We start from the raw sequence: 20,261 nt of genomic DNA, 5'->3' as shown, positions 1-20,261 counted from the left end.
GGTTTGGAAATTTTATGGTTTATTCCAACTCATGGTGATGGACGTTATCTCGGCACAAACACAGGAGGCAGAGCGGCCGACCATACGTATTTCAAGCAGGTGGCTCAGGCGGCTGACAGGCTGGGATATACGGGGGTTCTTTTGCCGACGGGAAAATCGTGCGAAGACCCGTGGATTACGGCTGCCGCTTTAGCGGCGGTCACGAGAGACCTGAAATTTCTGGTCGCTGTCAGACCGGGTTTGATGCAGCCGTCGGTTGCCGCGCGAATGTCATCCACATTCGACCGTCTTGCTGACGGCAGGCTCCTTATTAATGTGGTCGCCGGCGGGGACCCGTATGAACTGGCGGGAGACGGTCTGTTTATCGGCCATGATGAACGGTATGAAGCGACAAATGAATTTCTCGACATCTGGCGTTCGCTTTTAAAAGGCGGGACTGTCAGCTACAGGGGAAAGCACTTGAAGACCGAAAACGGCAGACTCCTCTTCCCGCCGGTTCAAGAGCCGCATCCGCCGATCTATTTTGGCGGATCTTCAAAAGCGGGCCAGGAGACGGCCGCCAGACACGCGGATGTCTATTTAACGTGGGGAGAGCCGCCCTTTCTCGTCAAAGAAAAGATTGAATCCGTCAAAAGGCTGGCTGAAAAAGAAGGAAGAACCGTCCGTTTCGGTATCAGGCTGCATGTCATCGTCCGGGAAACGGAAAAAGAGGCGTGGCAGGCAGCAAATAAACTGATCAGCCATCTTGATGACGACACGATCACGGCGGCCCAAAATGCGATGAAGCGGATGGATTCATCAGGGCAAAAGAGAATGGTTGAGCTTCATCAAGGGAAGAGAAGCAAGCTGGAAATCAGCCCGAATCTTTGGGCCGGCATCGGACTTGTCAGAGGCGGAGCCGGCACGGCGCTTGTAGGCGATCCGGAAACGGTCGCCCGCCGGATAAAAGAATATGCCGATCTCGGGATCGAGTCATTTATCTTCTCGGGCTACCCCCATCTTGAAGAAGCGTATCATTTTGCCGAAAAGGTCTTTCCGCTCCTTCCGTTTCGGACGAAACTTGAAAGAGAAGCGTCAGGCGAAGTCATCGGAAATGACCACTTTCCGTCAACGCATAAGGAAAAAACGCTGTAAACGAAAAAAACTCCAGGCGTTCTGGAGTTTTTTTATTTGTGCTTATGAAAGGAAAGCATGTATGACAGATGCTGAATCGTAATTAATACAAAGATGACGATGATCGGGAAGTACGGCATTTTCGCCTGGAAAAACGGATAAAAGATCAATAAAAGCGCCGCGGCGGGCATCGCCACATACAGGACGATATAAGAGGTTCTGCAAGCTTTGGCGGTGATCATTTGTTCCCTTTCATCCTGCTCTTTAAATTCATCCGGTATGAGAAGAAGGCTATGCCTGCGGGAGTTCCCCCTTTTTTCCAAGTATGAATAAATCGCCAGTACGAAAACAAACAGCAGAATCGGAATAAGATTCAGCACAACATGCAAGTCTGCCCCGCCCGTTTTCAGAATGCCGGCAATCTGCTCCGCAGCATGAAAAAACGAAATAAACGTCCAGCAGGCAAGTCCGAACAGAAGGATGTGAAAAAAAGTTCTCGTTTTCATACTCATCTTATATCCTCCTCCAACCAAAAAACGTCTTCCATTTTTAATTGAAATACTTCGCAAATCTTTAATCCTAACAGGAGAGACGGTATGTAATTGCCTTTTTCGATAGCCGCAACGGTCTGCCTCGTCACTCCAACCGCTTTTGCGAGAGCTTCCTGTGAATACCCGTACCTCGCTCTCAGTTCCCTGACCTTGTTATTCATGGTACCACCTGCAATTCTTTGTTTATATAGTATATTTGATATATTGTTAAATCAACTTAACATAATGTTAATTTCTTTTTACAAAGCAATCAAGATCTTTTGGGCTAGAAACGACGATTTGTCCTCTACAACATTTTAATTTATACATAAAATTGACAAAAATGGAACAATCAAATTGGACTATTCCGTACTTCTAAAAAAGGGGCTTTATGGTTGTTTTAAGCTTTGCATTTCGAGGATAGATAAATCTTTTATCTTGGTTCTTTTGTCATAAAGGGCAAGTTTAACACTGTCGTTCAAAAAAAGCCGGAGAAATGGAGGGAATGGGAAAAAGTGATCAATTTCAGGGAAGGAATGAATGAAGGCGGAAGAAAAAGCCGATTCCATGCGAAAATGAGTGGGAAAATAGATAGAAGGATCTGAAAAAAAATTAAATAAATAGTTGGAATGTAATATTTGAAGAATAGTAAAATTCATAGATTTCAGTATGATTTTGGATATGTTACTCTGTGGGTACTTGATAGAAAGGAGGGGGAAAAATGACATACGCAGCACCGCAGGTTGATTATTCCGTAAGTCCTGCGATCGAAGATCAAGCATGGTTTCTAGTGTTTATTGCAGTATTGCTGGCACTGGGCGCAACGATTGTTCTCGGCGCAGCGGTATGGTGCGTGGCCAACGGAAACGGCAGCTTCACGGGAGCCGTCAAATGGGTCAACGGACTTGAGGTTAAAATTGAGTGTAAGAAATAGCTATACTTAGGGTCATCTGTATACATCGAGACATATCATAACAAGGGCTTAACCGTCTGTGGGGGGCGGTTAAGTCCTTCTACCATCTATCATTACCCTGGAGGCATTATGTTTACAATCGATCACCTGTCTAAAACATATAAAAACAATGTGACTGCCGTAAGCGGGTTTCATATAAAGATTGATAGAAATCAAATTGTCGCGATAGCAGGTCCGAACGGTTCCGGGAAAACGACTATCATCAATTCAATTTTGGGCATCATAAAGCCCAGTGAAGGAACCATTATTTTGGACGGTCTGTCGAACGAGACGGCAGAATTTAAGCAAAAGCTCGCCTATGTTCCCGATGACCTGCTGCTGCCGGAAGCCCTTTCCGCTGCCGAATATATGGATTTTGTTTCCTCAATGTATCATTGTACATCAAAGAAAAGGAGGAAACAATTAATTGAACTCTATGACATGGAGGAGGCTCTGCACGAGCCGATTGAAACGTATTCCCACGGAATGAAAAAAAAGACGCAGCTGATTTCGGCTTTTATGCTGGACAGCGAGTTTGTCATCATGGATGAACCGTTTCGGGGGCTTGATATTGAAGCGGTCATCAATACGAAAAAACTGATGAAGCGCTATACCGCAACCCGGGGATCGATTCTGCTATCGACGCACGACATGCTTTCAGCTGAAGAGCTGTGTGATAAAATCGCCATCCTTTCAAAAGGAGTCAAAATGGATGAAGGAAAGGTAGGCGAATTAAAGCTTAAATATAACAGCGATTCGCTTGAAGAAGTATTTTTAAAAGCTTCTATGCTGAGTGATAGGGGTGCGCATTTTGATCAAATCATTCGAAATTTCTAAGATGATGCTGAAAATGTGGCAAAAGGAAATAAACAAGCTGTTAAACACCGGTACGAAAAAAATGCTGGCCTTATCTTTTCTGCTTATGGCAATCGGAGTAGGGGGCTTGGTCGGATATAGCTTCACCGGGATGTTTTTAAGCTCGTTTTTAAACGGCGACGAGGGCCCGCTCGGATTGTTCGTCATTTCAATGCTGATGAACGTCTCGATTTTTACGTTTGTCTTCTTTATTTTGTTCAAGGTACGGACGCCTGAGCAGAACAGTTTCTCGATGCAGCTGAGCTGGTTTCCGCTGACGCCCTTTCAGAGAAGTCTCGGTTACTTTATTCCATTTGCCGGAGCAGTTGCGTGCCTGGTCTTATTTATCATGTTTATTTTGCTCGTGCCAAATTTTATTGCCAGCGGTGCAGGAATTCGATTTACGGCTGCGTTTTTTGCGGCGCTGTTTTTGCAAATCATTTTTTTCTTCTCGATTTTGCATCTTGTATACAACCTTGCGAACATCGTCATTTTAGCATTCGGTTTTCCGCTGCAAAAATTTTTTTCGCTGTTTGCGCTCATCGCGCTGGCCGTGTATTACGGTCTGTCCAGCTTTGATGTGGAAAGGATTCAAAACGCCTATCTGTCCTTTGATTACAACTTGGCGTATTTTGCAGTACCGTTGTTTCAGCTTATGAACGGTCAGGAAGCGGGCTTTGGTGCTGCAGCGATTTTGACTGTAATGGCAGCCGCCGTATCAGCCTCTTTTTTGTCGCTGAATCTTGTGCCGATTCTCACCGAAAAAAGATCGTCTAAGCTGTTTTCGTTTTTGAAAATGCCGTCGGCAAAACCGTTGGCGCTGGCGGTGAAAGAAATCAAATCACAAGCCAGGAACGAGGAAAACGTGCTGAACTTCATTTTTCTGCTTTTGGCGTTCTGCTTTTTAAAATACAAATTCCAGGTCGGGTTTACCGGGGAGAGCTACATCGTTCTTGGCGGCGTGACCGGAATCGCGGCGTTCAATTCCTTTGGCAATGATAAGCGGATGATGACGGTGTACAAGGCGCTTCATCTGAAAATGACAACGGTTTTATGGTCGAAATATCTCGGATTGTGTGCGCTGGGGCTTGTGCAGCTATGCATGTTTTCCCTGTTGACCTGGACCTTTCCGGACAGCTTCGCGGTCTTTTGGAAGACGATGGCCGTCCTTCTCAATTCGATTGCGGTCTTTTATCTAGCAGGCATCATGTTTCCGCTTGACCGAAATAATCCGTATATGGGAATCTTCTCGTTCGGGATGCTCCTTCTCTTTTTGATTCCGCTGTTTTTTATAGGAAATTACGTAATAGAGAAGATATTGGGGCAGGGCTTGTTGTTTTTCGTCCCGTTTCTGGAAATGTTGTTAATCCTGCTCATGCACGGCGGGTTTAAATGGAGGTACCATTATGATCATTAATATGCTGAAAACATATTTTGCGGTAAAAAAAATTCCCTATTTTCCGGAGCATGTGACGCTTAATGAAAAATACATTTCAGATCATGACCTTGGCGCCGATTTTCCGATCAATCCGACAGCCTACCGCATGCTGAAAGAAATCGACGGAAAAAAGGATGAAGCGGAGATTGCAGCCGGCCTTGCGGGTGTTTTTCGCATCAGCGAATCGGTACTGCAAAAAGATTTGCACGAATTGTTGACAGGACTTAACCGCCGGTATCTGATCAATTGGAAATATGGCGGGTTTTTTCAACAGTTTTTGAGTCAGTACCGCCCCGGCTACAGGGAAAGGTTTTCAGGCCGTTCTGATTCATTTTTGTTTCTTTACATAACATGTCTTCATATTATTTCAAGGAAAATTATTTTATTCTGGTTTCTCTTTTTGGTACTGTCGATTGCAGCTTATATTGCGGTTCCCGATCAGTCGATTGTCAACATCGCCGTTTATTTTTCTATCATCTATGCCGGATTAATTTCGGGAACGGTATTGCATGAGACGGTGCATGGAACCGTGCACAGGAGGTTCGTCGGAAAACAGGGGCCGGGGGGATTTTTGGCGGCTGACATGATGTCCGTAAAATTTGTCAGGCCGGCGGTTTCTCCGTACAGGAAAAAAATGATTTGGATAACGGTGCTCGGTCCGCTCGTTCCGGGGATTTTGGGAGTGGCCGGCGTGCTGTTTACGATCCTTTGCCTGCGGGAAAACATGGTGTCAGCGGGCATACTCCTGTTCTTTGCGACCTATGCTCTGCATATGATCTATCTGCTTCCGTTTATGGGGGATGGCAAATCGATAATGAAACAGCTGATGATCAGGGGAATTGGAGGGAAATCATCATGAATGCAAATTCTTTAAAGCAGGGACTCATATTTGCCAGTTTCTCAAGCTTCCTGGCATTTCCGATGGTTGCTGCTGCTCTTTTGTTCTACCACCTTTTTTCTAGTCAAACGAATACCGGTATTTTGTTTAACAGTCTGTCTATTGTGATGGAGAGCGAGTCGGCTTTTTCGCTGAAGGTGAAGCCGAATTTTTTCTTCATTATGATCGGACTATTTATCGGCATCTTTATCATAACGGCTGTCATATCCTCTTTTTATGGAAAAAAAAAGAAATAATATCTCATCAGGCTTGCTTTATGCAGGCTTTTTTATTTGCGGGCATCAGGAAATGTATGATATATTCAAAACGTAATAATTACGATTTATGACTGGAGGGTAAAGAGTGGCGAAAAAATCGAAAATCGCCAAGGAAAAGAAACGGCAACAACTTGTAGAGCGATACTCGGCCATCAGAAAAGAACTGAAAGAAAAAGGCGACTACAGAGCGCTCAGCCGGCTTCCGCGCGATTCAGCGCCGTCAAGGCTGCATAACCGCTGCGGGCTGACCGGAAGGCCGAGAGGATATATGAGAACATTCAACATGTCGCGGATTGCGTTTCGGGAATTGGCTCACAAAGGACAAATTCCGGGAGTGAAAAAATCGAGCTGGTAAAAAGCCCGATACTAAAAAAAAGGCGCCGATTTTTTCGGCGCTTTTTTTCGACAAATTTTTAATATCCCCTTGACGAAAATTTAATAAACGTGTAACATTATAAAAGTCAAAACGATGAACGGTTTTGAATAGATTGCGCGGGTGTAGTTTAGTGGTAAAACCTCAGCCTTCCAAGCTGATGTCGTGGGTTCGATTCCCATCACCCGCTCCATACATACTGTTTATAACGCAGTGTTTCGTTTCTCAGATTAAACGAAGCATTGCGTTTTTTCATGTATGAAAAAACCTGCTTCCGGAAAGCAGGTGTTAAGGAATGACAGCGGATATATGTTCTCCGCCGTGAATCTGTTCAAACATTTTTGTCAAAGCTTCTAGCAGCCGGATGGCTTCGTCTTTTGAGGTGGAAGGCCTGAAAAAAACGAGCTGAAGGGCATCCTTCGTCCCCGGCTTGACGGGGCAGCGGTTGATCTGATCTGAAAGGGATCCGAACGTACCGGATTCGCCGGAGACAAGAAGGATATCTTCTTTTCCGCCGATCCCGATACGGATCGGACCTTTTAGCATCCGGGCGTCATAAATATGAACCGGAACAGAATATTTAAGCGAGAAAAAACGGCTTAAATCCGATGCCGAATCGGCGGAGGGTATGTATTGCTGGTGCTTGATGTCCGTCAGCAGCCGTTCAAGGCTTGTTTGCCGGCCGGTATAAGACGGGTCAATTAAGGCAACGGTCTCCTGCCATTCTTTGATTGCAGGCTCATCGGAGAGATCCCTGTCGGCATAATCAAAAAACAGCGATTCCTGAAACAGGCGCAGCCGGCCTTTTAGCATTTGCGGCGAGTCTGCGATTTCAATTCCTTTATATAAAACAGCGCCGACCTTAAAGGAGGGGACGCGCTCTAAAACAGCGGGGGCGATTTGCAGGTTGATTTCCATATCGGACTTTAACTCCCTTCGTCATGGTACACTTGTATTATACAGCTACTGAAAATCAAAACAAAGGAAAGGAGGTTTATTCGTTATGAACGTGAAACAGCTTAAAGAAGATGTGATTGAATTCGCGCAGCAAATCGGAATCGATAAGATACGCTTTGCCAGCGCTGATACATTCGAAACGTTAAAAGAGCGTTTAATCGAAAACAGAAAGCTTGGATATGAGTCCGGATTTGAAGAGCCTGATCTTGAAAAGCGGACAAATCCGCAGCTCCTATTGCCGAAGGCGAAATCGATCATCGCAATTGCGCTCGCATACCCTTCAAAAATGAAAAATGCGCCAAGGAGCGTAAAAGGGGACCGGAGGGGCATTTTTTGCAGAGCTTCCTGGGGAAAAGACTACCACCACGTGCTGCGGGAAAAGCTTGATCAGCTCGAAGAATTTCTGCAGTCGCAGCATGAAGATGTCAGAACGAAATCGATGGTTGATACAGGTGAGCTTTCAGACCGGGCTGTCGCCGAACGGGCCGGCATCGGCTGGAGCGGAAAAAACTGCATGATCATCACCCCCGAGTTCGGCTCATACGTTTATTTGGCAGAGATGATCACCAATATACCGTTTGAACCTGATGAGAGAATAGAGGATCAATGCGGTTCATGCAACAAATGCATTGAAGCTTGCCCGACCGGTGCGCTTGTCAATCCCGGACAGCTCAACTCCCAGCGCTGCATCTCTTTCCAGACGCAGACGAAAGGTTTTCTGCCTGATGAGTTCCGCACGAAAATCGGCAACCGGATCTACGGGTGTGATACGTGCCAGATGGTTTGCCCGAAAAACAAAGGCGTGGACTTTCACCTTCACCCTGAAATGGAGCCCGATCCGGAGATTGCCAAGCCGCTTTTAAAGCCTCTGCTTACGATCTCGAACCGAGAGTTCAAAGAAAAATTCGGCCATATCGCAGGTTCCTGGAGGGGGAAAAAACCGATTCAGCGCAACGCGATCATCGCTCTTGCCCACTTTAAGGAAACGGGCGCACTTCCTGAGCTCGTTTCTCTTATGCATCAAGATCCGCGTCCCGTCATCAGGGGAACTGCGGCATGGGCAATCGGAAAGATCGGGGAAGCGGATATGCTTGAGGAGCTTGAAAAAGCGCTGTCCCGCGAAGAGGATGACGAAGCAAAAGCGGAAATCCAAAAAGGCATTCGGCTTTTAACAGAAACCGCCATGACTAAATGAGGGCTGTCCTGACATATGTTTTGTAGCAGGAACGAAAAACCGCTTGTTCTTCCGTTTTGGAAGGCGGGTATTTTTCGATCATCAAACATATGGTGGTGTAGCCTTTGAAAGAGATTATCGAACAGCTGTTGAAGGCAAGGCTGGACTATTTAATCAACGGCAATGATCATCGAAGCTGGCGTGACGCCGGTGAAGCCGAAGTCATTGAACGGAAAAAGAAGCTCTTTGAAAAGCGCGGAGTCAAAATCGTCAAAGCCAAGATGAAGACGGCGATCAAAGATCATTGGCTTGAAGATGACGGAACGGCGCATGTCAATTATCAATCCCATGCGGCATACTTGTGCAAAGATGGGGATGATATGTATATGGAAGAACAAATCGAAAAACGGACCGCTCTTTTATATGGCCAAATGGTGATCAAGGATACGGAAATTCCCCGTCCGTCCGTTCAGCCGGTTTCTGATAATGAGTCCTGCGCCGATTCCGAAGAACGCGAACTATTGGGGCGGGCGTTCACCTATGACAGGCTGTCTGCCGTCCGCTACGCCGAAACATATTGGAATAAGCGGAATCCGGCTTATAAAAATTTTGAAGACAATTGCACAAATTTTATCTCCCAATGCATCCGCGCCGGAGATGCGCCGATGCGCGGCTATCCGAACAGAGGCACAGGATGGTGGATGCAGAATCATTCGTGGAGCTACAGCTGGACCGTCGCCCATTCGCTCAGAACATTTTTGAAGCGGTCAAAGGCAGGTCTCCGCGCAATTCAAACGGGCGCAGCCGAAGAGCTGACGGAAGGCGATGTCATCTGCTACGATTTCAACGGTGACGGAAGGTTTGACCACGTGGCAATCGTGACCGCGAAGGATAAAGGCAACATGCCGCTTGTAAACGCCCAGACCCATGACTGCCGGATGAGATACTGGTCATACGAAGATTCCCCCGCGTACACTCCGTCGATCCGTTATGCGTTTTTTCATATTGCGGATGATACGACAAAAGCGTAATGAGTGGTATAATAAACATCGGATTCAGAAAAACAGAGGTGAACATTTTGGCATTGCATGTCGTATTATATCAACCCGAAATTCCTGCGAATACAGGAAATATCGCACGAACTTGTGTAGCAACAGACACAACTCTTCATTTGATCAGGCCGCTCGGCTTTTCAACAGATGATAAAATGCTTAAGCGAGCAGGGCTAGACTATTGGGAGTTCGTCAATATCGTCTATCATGACTCATTAGAAGAGCTGTTTGAGGCTCATCCTGAAGGGAAATTTTTCTTTATTACAAAGTTCGGCCAAAAACCGCACACATCATTCGACTATTCAGATCAAAACGAGGATTATTTTTTCGTATTCGGCAGAGAAACGAACGGTCTTCCGAAAGATCTGATCGAACAAAACATGGACCGCTGCCTGCGTCTGCCGATGACAGAGCACGTCAGATCATTGAATTTGTCAAATACAGCCGCAATCCTTGTGTATGAGGCGCTTAGGCAGCAAAACTACAGAGATTTAACATAATGGATGACATTTCCGTCCCCCATAAAAGAAGGGGGACGGTTTTTTTTGTTTGAAACGTAACAGTGTTATGTTACAATGAAGCGGAAGGAGTGAAGCAAATGGCCCGGGAAGATTTAATTTCAAAAAAAGAGCTGCTTGATGCAACATCGATTTCCTACGGGCAGCTGTACAGATGGAAACGGAAAAATTTAATACCCGAGGACTGGTTTATCCGAAAATCTACCTTTACCGGTCAGGAAACGTTTTTTCCAAAAGAAGACATACTGAAAAGAATCAAAAAAATTCAAAGCATGAAAGAGAATCTGTCTCTTGATGAAATGGCGGAAATGTTTTCTCCGAAGCTCGATCAACTGGAGATCAGCCGCAGCGAGCTGCTTGAAAAAGGGCTGATATCAGAGCCTGTCATGTCATTTTTTGAAGAGAATGCTGATAAACGAGATGACTCATTTCGATTGGAGGAAGTGCTTGCGCTATATGTGCTGGAAGGATTGCTTCAATCGGGAGACATCAGTCTTGAGGAAGGGAAAATGGTTCTTGAGGTGATGCTCTCCGGGGCGCGCCCTGAACGCGGCAGGCTGATCGTGCTGAGGAAGCTCGGCATTGCCACATGCTTGATTGCCGAGGGAGAAGCCGTCTTTGAACAGGCGGTGAAAGTGGTTGCTACTATCAGCCTCGCAGAAGCCGGGGAAGAATTGAAGACAAAATTGGTGTAATGGAGGAAAAGCGATGGAAAGCTTAACGATAAACGGATTTGGAAGCTCGGGGGGAGGCACATTTCAAACCGTCGAGCTAAACGGAAAAGGAACGATCAATGGAGATGTCGAGTGCAAACAGTTTTCCTGCAACGGAGCGGGGACGCTGAAAGGCCATGTGAAAGCAGAAACAGTGAAAATCAGCGGCCGCGCAAGCGTTCATGGCGGCATTGCTGCTTCATCCGTGCGGATCGACGGCTCAGCCAAGGTCGAAGGAGATGTAGATGCCGATAAAGTAAAGATCGCCGGACATGCGTCTTTATCAGGTCATGTAAAAGGCGACGACCTGATCATCCGGGGAAAAGCTTCAATCGGAAAAGACTGTGAAGTGGAACATTTTACGGCAGAAGGCTGTTTTACGATTGACGGCCTTTTGAACGCTGAACAGGTTGAGATCAAAATCCACGGGGGCGAAAGCAGGGCGAAGGAAATCGGCGGCCGGCGGATACGCTGCACGGCCCACCGGTCAAAGTTTCTTTCATTATTAAAGCCGTTTCTCCCCGGCCCGGCGCTGACTGCCGAATTGATTGAAGGGGATCATATTGAGCTCGCGAATACGACGGCGAAAATCGTCCGCGGCAATACGGTTATCATCGGCGAAAACTGCGACATCGGGCTTGTCGAATATAAAGAAGAGTTCCGGCAGGCGAAATCGGCAAAGGTCGGAGACAGTCAAAACATCTAGCGGAGGGTCTATGATATGGAGAGAAACAATTTAAAAATCAACGGGTCCGGGAGTGCGGCCGGAGGCACCTATCACAACGTCGTCATCAAAGGCGAAGGAACGATCGGGGCAGGTCTTGACTGTGCGAAGTTTCGCTGCTACGGCACAAGCGTCCTTTCCGGAGATGCGAAAGTGCAGTCATTGCATATATACGGCGAGGCGGAAGTTACCGGGCGGCTGAAAGCAGATAAAGCGAAAATTTACGGTACGGCTGAGATTTCCGGCAATGCCGACATCAGCGAAACTGCCGTGAAGGGCATTCTTACGATCGGGGGAAACTTAACGGGAGATGAGTGCGACATTAAAGGGACCGCTGCCGTTAAAGGCGATTGTGAAGCAGAGCGTTTTACATTAAACGGGAACCTTGAAATAAACGGCCTCCTTAACGCAGGCGAGGTTGACGTCGCCCTGCGGTTCGGGCAGAGTTCGGTTGGAGAAATCGGCGGCACGGCCATCAAGGTGAGAAACAAGCGGGGGCTGTTTAAAAAAAACAGCGGCTTTCTATCAGCAAAAGTCATCGAGGGAGACGATATTTATCTGGAGAATACTTCGGCCGGGATCGTCAGAGGAAACCGTGTGCGCATAGGACCAGGCTGCCGGATTGAAACCGTTGAATACAACAGCGATTATCACGTTTCCGATAAGGCTGAAGTAAAAGAGAATCGACAAATATAATGAAACATTGTTATGTTACAATAAAGAAAAAGGATGGCCGGGTACCCGAACCATCCTTTTTCTTTTTAGTGTTTCTTTCCGGGTTTGCTTTCATACCCGGCGGTGAAAATGGATACGAGAAACGTGAGGATGACCCCCATCATAATCAGCGTTTTCATCAAATCCCCCTCTCCATCCGTTTGTCCCTTGTTGTCTGTTCGCATGCGGTGTATCAGCCGGTCCGCGTGCAGCCTGCGGTCCGGGCTTATCTGCTTTTATTATGACCGGTTTGTTCCGTCCTTGTCAATTAGAGGAAGTGCATTTCAAATTCAACCTAAAAAAGCATCGAAAGGGACATCTCCGCATAGATTGAATGTAACAGTGATTCACTTTTCACCTTGCATCAATCATCATATAGGAGGTTCTTATGGATATATTAAAAAAGATTGAACAGTATAGAGAGGAAGAGCAGCGTCTGAAATGGGAAGGAACCTTCGCTGATTACTTGGAAATCGTCAAAGAAAATCCGATTGTCGCTCAATCTGCTCATTCCCGTGTTTACAATATGATAAAAAACAGCGGCATAGAAGAAAAAGACGGAAAAAAAGTATACCGCTTTTTTGACAAAGAGCTGTTTGGACTTGGGGAGCCTTTGGAACGTCTTGTTGAAGAATATTTTCATCCGGCCGCAAAACGGCTTGATGTCAGAAAGAGAATATTGCTTTTGATGGGGCCTGTAAGCGGCGGGAAATCGACGCTTGTAACGATGCTGAAAAGAGGGCTTGAAGCCTATTCATTGACGGATGAAGGAGCCGTCTACGCGATTAAAGGCTGCCCGATGCATGAAGATCCGCTTCACCTCATTCCGCAGCATTTGCGAGAGGATTTTTACCAGGAATACGGCATTCGTATCCAAGGAAACCTTTCGCCGCTGAACATGATGCGCCTTGAGCAGGATTACGGCGGAAGAATCGAAGATGTAAAGATTGAAAGAATCTTTTTTTCCGAAGATAAACGGACAGGAATCGGAACGTTCAGCCCTTCTGATCCGAAGTCGCAGGATATTGCCGATTTGACCGGAAGCATCGATTTTTCGACGATTGCCGAATACGGATCAGAATCCGACCCGCGCGCATACCGGTTTGACGGGGAATTGAACAAGGCGAACAGGGGAATGATGGAATTTCAGGAAATGCTGAAATGCGATGAGAAATTTCTCTGGCATCTGCTGTCCCTGACGCAGGAAGGGAATTTTAAAGCCGGCCGGTTTGCCTTGATTTCGGCCGATGAATTGATCGTCGCCCATACAAATGAAACCGAGTACCGCTCATTTATCGCCAATAAGAAAAATGAAGCTCTCCATTCGCGCATTATCGTCATGCCGATCCCTTATAACCTCAAGGTATCTGAAGAAGAGCGGATCTACGAGAAAATGATCGCAGAAAGCGATGTATCAGATGTGCACATCGCCCCGCATACGTTGAAAGTGGCTGCGATGTTTTCGATTTTAACACGGCTGAAAGAACCGAAGCGGTCTGATATCGATCTCGTCAAAAAAATGAGGCTGTATGACGGGGAAAGCGTTGAAGGCTATAATTCGTCCGATGTCGAGGATTTGAAAAAAGAATACAATGACGAAGGGATGAGCGGCATTGATCCGCGGTATGTCATCAACAGAATCTCCTCGACGATCATCCGCAAAAACATGGAATCGATCAACGCACTTGATGTGCTTCGTTCTTTAAAGGAAGGGCTTGATCAGCATCCTTCGATCTCTTCTGAAAACCGCGAGCGCTATTTGAACTTTATTTCGGCAGCGAGAAAAGAGTACGACGAGATGGCGAAAAAAGAAGTGCAAAAAGCGTTTGTCTATTCGTATGAGGAGTCGGCTAAAACCCTTATGGACAATTATCTCGACAATGTGGAGGCTTACTGCAATAAAATCAAGCTGCGCGACCCGCTGACAGGCGAGGAAATGAATCCTGACGAAAAGCTGATGAGATCGATCGAAGAACAGATCGGAATCAGCGAAAATGCCAAAAAAGCATTCCGCGAAGAAATCCTCATCCGGATTTCCGCCTATGCGAGAAAAGGGAAGCGGTTTGACTACAATTCGCACGAACGCCTGCGGGAGGCCATTCAGAAAAAGCTGTTTGCAGACTTGAAGGACGTTGTTAAAATCACGACGTCGACAAAAACGCCTGATGAACAGCAGCTCAAAAAGATCAATGAGGTTGTCGCGCGGCTCATCGATGAACACGGCTATAACTCGACGAGCGCCAACGAGCTGCTGAAATATGTAGGAAGCTTGTTAAACCGGTAAATCAAGACCCGTCCGGAAAGGGCGGGCTCTTTTGTCCCATTTTCGCAAATGTTTGTCAAGCGTCATCAGCATCCTGCATAGGATAAAAATAAATATTTTTTAAGACTTGTTTACAGCGATTGGCTTTTCGGATTTATCAATAAGGAGGGGAATTCATGTCCCATAAAGACAACGGCCATTTTATTATTTCTCAGGAAGACTGGTCCCTCCATCGAAAAGGGTATGATGACCAACAGCGCCATCAGAAAAAGGTGCAGGATGCGATAAAAAACAATCTGCCTGACTTGATCACAGAAGAAAGCATCATCATGTCCAATGGCAAGGATGTCGTCAAAATTCCGATTCGGTCATTAGATGAGTACAAAATCCGCTACAACTACGACAAAAATAAACATGCCGGACAGGGAGACGGGGACAGTCAAGTCGGAGATATCGTGGCGAGAGACGGCCCCGATAAAAGGAGCGGCGCCGGAAAAGGACGGGGAGCGGGCGATCAGGCCGGCGAGGATTATTATGAAGCGGAAGTGTCGCTCATGGATCTGGAAGAGGCGCTTTTCAGCGAGATGGAGCTGCCGAATTTAGAGCGGAAAGAGCGCGATGACATCGTCGTTGAAGACATTGAATTTAACGATATCCGCAAAACCGGACTGACCGGCAACATCGATAAAAAAAGGACGATGCTTTCGGCGTTCAAGCGCAACGCGATGACCGGAAAACCGTCGTTTTATCCGATCTTTCCAGAGGATTTGAAATTCAAAACATGGAATGATTCCGTAAAGCCGGAATCGAAGGCCGTCGTGCTGGCGATGATGGATACGAGCGGCTCGATGGGCGTCTGGGAAAAATATATGGCCCGAAGCTTTTTCTTTTGGATGACACGCTTTTTGCGGACAAAGTATGAAACGGTCGAAATCGAATTTATCGCCCATCATACGGAAGCGAAAGTCGTTTCTGAAGAAGATTTCTTTTCAAAAGGAGAAAGCGGGGGAACGATCTGTTCATCCGTCTACAGAAAGTCGCTTGAGCTGATCGAAGAAAAATACCATCCGACCCGCTATAATATTTATCCGTTTCATTTTTCCGACGGGGACAATTTAACGTCTGACAATGCACGCTGCGTCAAGCTCGTCGGCGAAATCATGGAAAAAGCGAATTTGTTTTGCTATGGCGAAGTCAATCAGTACAACAGGCATTCAACATTGATGTCTGCCTATAAAAATATAAAAAATGAAAAATTCAAGTATTATATTTTAAAGCAAAAAGCGGATGTGTTTCAAGCGCTGAAGAGCTTTTTCAGCAATGAAGAACAGCATCAATATACGTAACAGAAACATGTCAGGCCTCTGTTTTCAGAGGCTTTTTTGCCGTGGAAAATATTTATATGAATTTTTTTGAACAATTTCATTGACATTTTTGATTACATTAACTAATATTTAATCTTGTTAACTATTTTATTTTGTTGTGTAGGGGTAAACTGCGTGTTGCGGTTTCCGGTTTTTCTTGCTCAGTTTTGAGCAACTTTTACATAAGTAGCTCATGTACACGTCCGTAATGTTCTGGGCGGAAATTGGGAAACGTAATATGCAGGCATGTGTAAATCGCTGATTAATAAACGATCTGCGGTTATATGAAAAAATAGAAGGAACACGAAAGGAGAAAATAAAAAATGAGCAAAGGACGCTTAATTTTAACAAACATTATCGGACTTATCGTCGTGCTTGCCATTATAGCAGGAGGCGCGTATTACTACTATAACAGTGTGAGCTACGTGACAACAGACGAAGCGCACGTTGCAGGAGACATGGCGGAAATCACCGCACCGGCTTCTGGAAAGCTGTCAGGATGGGATATTGATGAAGGAACAAAAGTGACGAAAGACGAAAAAACAGCAAAAATCAAAGGTGAACAAACGGTTGATGTGAAGTCTATCATGGACGGAACGATCGTTAAAAATGAAGCAAAAGACGGACAAATGGTACAAGCTGGACAAACGCTTGCCCAAACGATTGACATGGACCACCTCTACATTACAGCAAACATTAAGGAAACAGATGTGAAGGACATTGAAAAAGGGGATAAAGTGGATATCGTCGTCGACGGTGATCCGGGCGCGACATTTGAAGGAAACGTTGAAGAAATCGGATATGCGACAAACTCAACATTCGATCTGCTGCCGCAACAAAATACAAGCGGAAACTACACGAAAGTAACGCAAAAAGTACCTGTGAAAATTTCAATTAAAAACCCTTCTGACAAAGTGCTTCCGGGAATGAACGCATCCGTGAAAATTTCGAAATAACCTGAGGGGATAAAAAACAGGAAAGGAGGATGTCTTAAGTGGCTTCCCAAAACAAACAAAGTAATATGTCACTGCTTGTCATATTAATGGCCGGGTTATTTCTGGCCATTTTGAACCAGACGCTGCTTAATGTGGCGATGCCGCACTTGATGACGGAGTTTAACGTGAGCGCCACGACCATTCAATGGCTGACAACAGGATATATGCTTGTCAACGGCGTTTTGATTCCGCTATCGGCTTTTCTGATCTTGCGATTTGGCGGACGCAGTTTATTTTTGACAGCCATGGCGCTGTTTACGATCGGAACGTTCGTATGCGGAATCGCGCCCAACTTCTCAACGATGCTGATCGGCCGCCTCATCCAGGCTGCCGGCGGAGGAATCCTTCAGCCGCTCGTGATGACTACGATTCTGTTCATCTTCCCTCCGGAGAGCCGCGGGAAAGGGATGGGAATCTTCGGCTTGGCGATGATGTTCGCACCGGCGGTCGGACCGACTTTATCCGGCTGGATCATCGAAAATTACAGCTGGCGGATCATGTTTTACGGACTCGTTCCGATCGGAGTGATCGTCATTATTTTCGGATTCCTCCTGTTTAAAAATATGACAGAGCCTAAAAAGGTGAAGCTTGACGTCGCGGGCGCGATCCTGTCCATCGTCGGTTTTGCATCATTGCTTTACGGTGTAAGTGAAGCGGGCTCTGATGGCTGGGATGATCCGATCGTTCTTACGACCGTTATAGTCGGTGCAATCGGCATCATTGCCTTTATCGTTCAGCAATTGAAATCAAAAGACCCGATGCTCGATTTCAGGGTGTTTAAATACGATATGTTTTCACTATCAAGCGTGATCAATGCGATTATTACGGTCGCGATGTTTGCCGGGATGTTCCTGCTCCCGATTTATCTGCAGAACCTTGTCGGCTTTACGGCGCTTCAGTCAGGGCTGTTATTGCTCCCGGGCGCTATCGTGATGCTTATTATGTCGCCGATTTCGGGAATCTTGTTCGACAAAGTCGGACCGAGACCTCTGGCGATCGTCGGCTTATTGATCACCGCCGTTACAACTTACGAATTTACGACGCTTACCCTTGATACGCCGTATATGCACATTGTCGTGATTTATGCGATCCGCGCGTTCGGTATGTCGCTCTTGATGATGCCGATTATGACGGCCGGAATGAACCAGCTTCCGAAACAATTGAACAGCCACGGAACGGCGATGGCGAATACATTGCGCCAAATCAGCGGTTCAATTGGAACGAGCTTGATTACGACGATTTATACGAACCGTACGACATTCCATTACGCTGCAATGGCCGATCAAACCAATACGGCCGATCCGACGTTTATGCACACATTGCAGTCAACGATCCAGTCAGTCGCGCAATCTATGCATATATCTGCCGAACAAGCACAACAATATGTGATGAAATACCTGGCAGGTCAGTCGCAGCTTAACTCTAACGTCATGGGCATTAATGACGCCTTTATGTGGGCGGCTGGACTCTGTATTGTCGGACTGGTATTAAGCCTGTTCTTAAGAGACGTAAGGAAAGACAAAGAACGCAAGAAATACAAAGAGAAAGAGCTGACTTTGCTGCCGGCTCCGAAGGAAGCGAAAGAGTCTTAAACCAGGAGGTTTTAACATGAAAATCTATGTTGTTTATGACAGTGAAGGCGAGCATACGAAAAAATTAGCTCAATCAATTGCCGAAGGCGCACGGGAATCAGAATCTGCAGAAGTGCTGATCGACCATGTCAGCGAGGCGGACATTAGAAAGCTTGAGGATATGGATGCCATCGTTTGGGGTTGTCCGGGCCATTTCGGCACGATCAGTTCAGGCTTAAAAACCTGGATCGACAGATTGGGGTACCTTTGGGCGGAAGGAAAGCTGATCAATAAGGTCGGCGCGGTTTTCTGCACAACGGCTACGACGCACGGCGGACTTGAAGCGACAATGCTCAACTTGATCACCCCGATGCTGCATCAGGGCATGGTGGTCGTCGGTTTGCCGGGAAACGTGCCCGAAAATGCGTTATACGGTTCTTACTACGGAGTCGGCGTCACTTGTCCGGTAGACAGCGACGAATTGATTTCCGAAGAAGGGCTTCAGCTGGGACGGGCTCTGGGCAGACGCGTCGCACAGGTTACCGGCCGTTTCGTCAGCGGGCAGTAAAGGAGCGATTGCCATGGCCATAATCGTGACCGTTATCGCTGCAATTATCGTCATTATCGGACTCGTTGTGTTTAATGTACGATCCGCATCTCCGGACAAAGACGAGGCTGTTGTGGAGGACCGTACGGAAGACATAGAAGCCCCTGAAGAAGTACAGCGGGAAGAACACCGGCTCAGGCTGCCGGAAGGCTCTTCCGAACCGGATGATCCATACGCCATGAATGATGAGACATACCGGAAAACGCTGAAAAAACTTCATCAGCCTAAAGAACAGAATAAGGTTGAAGAAAAAACGCAAATGGATGATATGGACTATCGGAATGCGTTAAAGTCCATGCAAAAACGCAAGCAGGATTAAGAGCAAATTCGCTGGGTATCAGCGGATTTGCTTTTTTTTTATTGTCATTATCTCTGTATTAGTGTACTATATGAATAGCACACTAATACAGAGGAGGATATCGTTTGAAATCTTTCGGCGGTTTATTTAGAAAAGATTTGCTCATCTCAAGATTTTGGTCCGTCGTTTGGGTGCTGTTTATGCTGTTTGCGATCGCTGCCTGCTGTACGTTTGCCTATTACACAGGCGAACCGATGGCGATGTTTGGGGGATTTGTCGCCATCTTATTGTTTCATAGTCTGTTTTGCCCTTTCATGATGATCAGCCAGCTCCGTTTGGAAGGGAAGACCCAGCTGTGGCTGCACAATCCGAACAAGGGTGCGGTTTTGCTGCTGTCAAAACTGGCTTCAGCCGCTGTTTATCAATTCGTTTCCCAAGCGATTCTGTTTATGTTCGGATTGGTTGTTAGAGGCATCCTCCAATCCGCAACCGACAGTATGTTTTCTGTTTGGGATCTATTTCTGGTCAGCTTTGCCGTCTTTTTAGGGTCTGTGCTCCTTGCCGTGTGGGTCATGTTTCTGTGGACGGTATATGAAGCACTCAGAAAATATCCGGCGCTCAAGAATATCCGCTGGCTTGTTCCTTTGTTAATCTATAATGCTTACACCTTGCTGGAGGGCAGGTACATAATAAGCGTTTTGTTTGAGAATGTGCAGAAACTCTGGAGCATTTCGTTAAAAACGAATTTCAAATTTCACTATCAAGATGCAAGATGGACTGTTGTATTTTCAAAAATTGATATTCCGATTGTTCTCATCGTGTATTACGCCGTTTTAGCCGCCTGCCTTTTCTATGCCTCCGGCAAGCTGCTTGATAAAAAAGTCGAGGTGTGATC

At 46.3% G+C, this 20,261-nt stretch carries 23 protein-coding genes and 1 tRNA gene; 21 read left to right on the top strand and 3 right to left on the bottom strand.

The genetic code is table 11. The features are described from left to right. The first annotated feature begins 3 nt into the window (after positions 1-3). Positions 4-1,134: an FMNH2-dependent alkanesulfonate monooxygenase gene (ssuD, locus tag MHB78_RS18875; protein WP_046132965.1), complete on the top strand. Its 1,131-nt coding sequence runs from the start codon at positions 4-6 to the stop codon at positions 1,132-1,134. 32 nt (positions 1,135-1,166) lie between these two features. On the opposite strand, the gene MHB78_RS18870 is transcribed toward ssuD, so the two are convergent. Together MHB78_RS18870 and MHB78_RS18865 are read right to left on the bottom strand one after the other, a co-directional pair. Then, the gene (locus MHB78_RS18870) at positions 1,167-1,625 is read right to left on the bottom strand and encodes a hypothetical protein (RefSeq protein WP_046132966.1); all 459 of its coding nucleotides are present in this window, start codon (positions 1,623-1,625) and stop codon (positions 1,167-1,169) included. Then, on the bottom strand, positions 1,622-1,825 hold the full coding sequence (locus tag MHB78_RS18865; protein ID WP_046132967.1) for a helix-turn-helix transcriptional regulator: 204 nt from the start codon (positions 1,823-1,825) through the stop codon (positions 1,622-1,624). Before MHB78_RS18865 ends, MHB78_RS18870 begins: the two co-directional genes overlap by 4 nt. 539 nt (positions 1,826-2,364) lie before the next feature. Between MHB78_RS18865 and MHB78_RS18860 the strand changes: the two genes are divergently transcribed. The 7 genes from MHB78_RS18860 to MHB78_RS18830 all read left to right on the top strand — a co-directional run bounded on the left by MHB78_RS18860 (position 2,365) and on the right by MHB78_RS18830 (position 6,609). Further along, a complete protein-coding gene (locus MHB78_RS18860) occupies positions 2,365-2,577 on the top strand; it encodes a hypothetical protein (RefSeq protein WP_046132968.1) in 213 nt (70 codons plus the stop codon). 108 nt (positions 2,578-2,685) lie between these two features. Further along, the gene (locus tag MHB78_RS18855; protein WP_046132969.1) at positions 2,686-3,432 is read left to right on the top strand and encodes an ABC transporter ATP-binding protein; all 747 of its coding nucleotides are present in this window, start codon (positions 2,686-2,688) and stop codon (positions 3,430-3,432) included. After that, the gene (locus tag MHB78_RS18850; RefSeq protein WP_052948588.1) at positions 3,398-4,867 is read left to right on the top strand and encodes a hypothetical protein; all 1,470 of its coding nucleotides are present in this window, start codon (positions 3,398-3,400) and stop codon (positions 4,865-4,867) included. Before MHB78_RS18855 ends, MHB78_RS18850 begins: the two co-directional genes overlap by 35 nt. Next, positions 4,857-5,747 (top strand): PqqD family protein, encoded by an 891-nt coding sequence (locus MHB78_RS18845; protein ID WP_065894211.1) that lies wholly within the window; start codon positions 4,857-4,859, stop codon positions 5,745-5,747. The genes MHB78_RS18850 and MHB78_RS18845 overlap by 11 nt, the downstream gene beginning before the upstream one ends. Beyond that, positions 5,744-6,022 carry a hypothetical protein gene (locus tag MHB78_RS18840; RefSeq protein ID WP_046132970.1) on the top strand — a complete coding sequence of 93 codons (279 nt, stop codon included), beginning with the start codon at positions 5,744-5,746 and terminating at the stop codon, positions 6,020-6,022. The genes MHB78_RS18845 and MHB78_RS18840 overlap by 4 nt, the downstream gene beginning before the upstream one ends. Before the next feature lie 106 nt (positions 6,023-6,128). Further along, the gene (gene rpsN, locus MHB78_RS18835) at positions 6,129-6,398 is read left to right on the top strand and encodes a 30S ribosomal protein S14 (RefSeq protein WP_046132971.1); all 270 of its coding nucleotides are present in this window, start codon (positions 6,129-6,131) and stop codon (positions 6,396-6,398) included. Positions 6,399-6,535: 137 nt separating this feature from the next. Then, positions 6,536-6,609, top strand: a tRNA-Gly gene (locus MHB78_RS18830). Between the two features lie 95 nt (positions 6,610-6,704). On the opposite strand, the gene MHB78_RS18825 is transcribed toward MHB78_RS18830, so the two are convergent. Continuing rightward, a complete protein-coding gene (locus tag MHB78_RS18825; protein ID WP_046132972.1) occupies positions 6,705-7,334 on the bottom strand; it encodes a hypothetical protein in 630 nt (209 codons plus the stop codon). An 85-nt stretch (positions 7,335-7,419) separates the two neighbouring features. On the opposite strand from MHB78_RS18825, the gene queG reads away from it, so the two are divergent. The 13 genes from queG (at position 7,420) to MHB78_RS18760 (ending at position 20,259) form a co-directional block, all read left to right on the top strand. Then, positions 7,420-8,568: a tRNA epoxyqueuosine(34) reductase QueG gene (gene queG / locus MHB78_RS18820; protein WP_046132973.1), complete on the top strand. Its 1,149-nt coding sequence runs from the start codon at positions 7,420-7,422 to the stop codon at positions 8,566-8,568. Positions 8,569-8,672: 104 nt separating this feature from the next. Further along, positions 8,673-9,578: an amidase domain-containing protein gene (locus MHB78_RS18815; RefSeq protein WP_046132974.1), complete on the top strand. Its 906-nt coding sequence runs from the start codon at positions 8,673-8,675 to the stop codon at positions 9,576-9,578. A 38-nt stretch (positions 9,579-9,616) separates the two neighbouring features. Next, positions 9,617-10,099 (top strand): tRNA (uridine(34)/cytosine(34)/5-carboxymethylaminomethyluridine(34)-2'-O)-methyltransferase TrmL, encoded by a 483-nt coding sequence (gene trmL / locus MHB78_RS18810; RefSeq protein WP_099047098.1) that lies wholly within the window; start codon positions 9,617-9,619, stop codon positions 10,097-10,099. Between the two features lie 98 nt (positions 10,100-10,197). Continuing rightward, a complete protein-coding gene (locus tag MHB78_RS18805) occupies positions 10,198-10,812 on the top strand; it encodes a YhbD family protein (RefSeq protein WP_046132976.1) in 615 nt (204 codons plus the stop codon). Positions 10,813-10,825: 13 nt separating this feature from the next. Continuing rightward, positions 10,826-11,536, top strand: coding sequence for a polymer-forming cytoskeletal protein (locus MHB78_RS18800; RefSeq protein WP_046132977.1), 711 nt, complete (start codon positions 10,826-10,828; stop codon positions 11,534-11,536). Between the two features lie 15 nt (positions 11,537-11,551). Next, positions 11,552-12,250, top strand: a complete 699-nt coding sequence (locus MHB78_RS18795) for a hypothetical protein (protein WP_046132978.1) — start codon at positions 11,552-11,554, stop codon at positions 12,248-12,250. A gap of 406 nt (positions 12,251-12,656) precedes the next feature. Further along, positions 12,657-14,552: a serine/threonine protein kinase PrkA gene (prkA, locus tag MHB78_RS18790; RefSeq protein WP_046132979.1), complete on the top strand. Its 1,896-nt coding sequence runs from the start codon at positions 12,657-12,659 to the stop codon at positions 14,550-14,552. Between the two features lie 155 nt (positions 14,553-14,707). Beyond that, complete coding sequence (gene yhbH / locus MHB78_RS18785) at positions 14,708-15,877, top strand: sporulation protein YhbH (RefSeq protein ID WP_046132980.1); 1,170 nt, start codon at positions 14,708-14,710, stop codon at positions 15,875-15,877. Between the two features lie 341 nt (positions 15,878-16,218). Then, positions 16,219-16,851, top strand: coding sequence for an efflux RND transporter periplasmic adaptor subunit (locus tag MHB78_RS18780; protein WP_046132981.1), 633 nt, complete (start codon positions 16,219-16,221; stop codon positions 16,849-16,851). 65 nt (positions 16,852-16,916) lie between these two features. Further along, complete coding sequence (locus MHB78_RS18775; RefSeq protein WP_099047099.1) at positions 16,917-18,482, top strand: DHA2 family efflux MFS transporter permease subunit; 1,566 nt, start codon at positions 16,917-16,919, stop codon at positions 18,480-18,482. 16 nt (positions 18,483-18,498) lie between these two features. Then, positions 18,499-19,029, top strand: a complete 531-nt coding sequence (locus MHB78_RS18770) for an NAD(P)H-dependent oxidoreductase (protein ID WP_046132983.1) — start codon at positions 18,499-18,501, stop codon at positions 19,027-19,029. A 13-nt stretch (positions 19,030-19,042) separates the two neighbouring features. Further along, positions 19,043-19,387, top strand: coding sequence for a hypothetical protein (locus MHB78_RS18765; protein ID WP_046132984.1), 345 nt, complete (start codon positions 19,043-19,045; stop codon positions 19,385-19,387). Positions 19,388-19,491: 104 nt separating this feature from the next. Next, entirely contained in the window at positions 19,492-20,259 is a 768-nt protein-coding gene (locus MHB78_RS18760) for a hypothetical protein (protein WP_052948589.1), read from the top strand. Positions 20,260-20,261 lie beyond the last annotated feature (2 nt).

The organism is Bacillus sp. FSL K6-0138 (genome assembly GCF_037982765.1).
Classification (GTDB): domain Bacteria; phylum Bacillota; class Bacilli; order Bacillales; family Bacillaceae; genus Bacillus; species Bacillus glycinifermentans.
The sequence above is the reverse complement of the archived record's forward strand: the minus strand, read 5'-3'. Positions and strand labels throughout refer to the sequence as shown.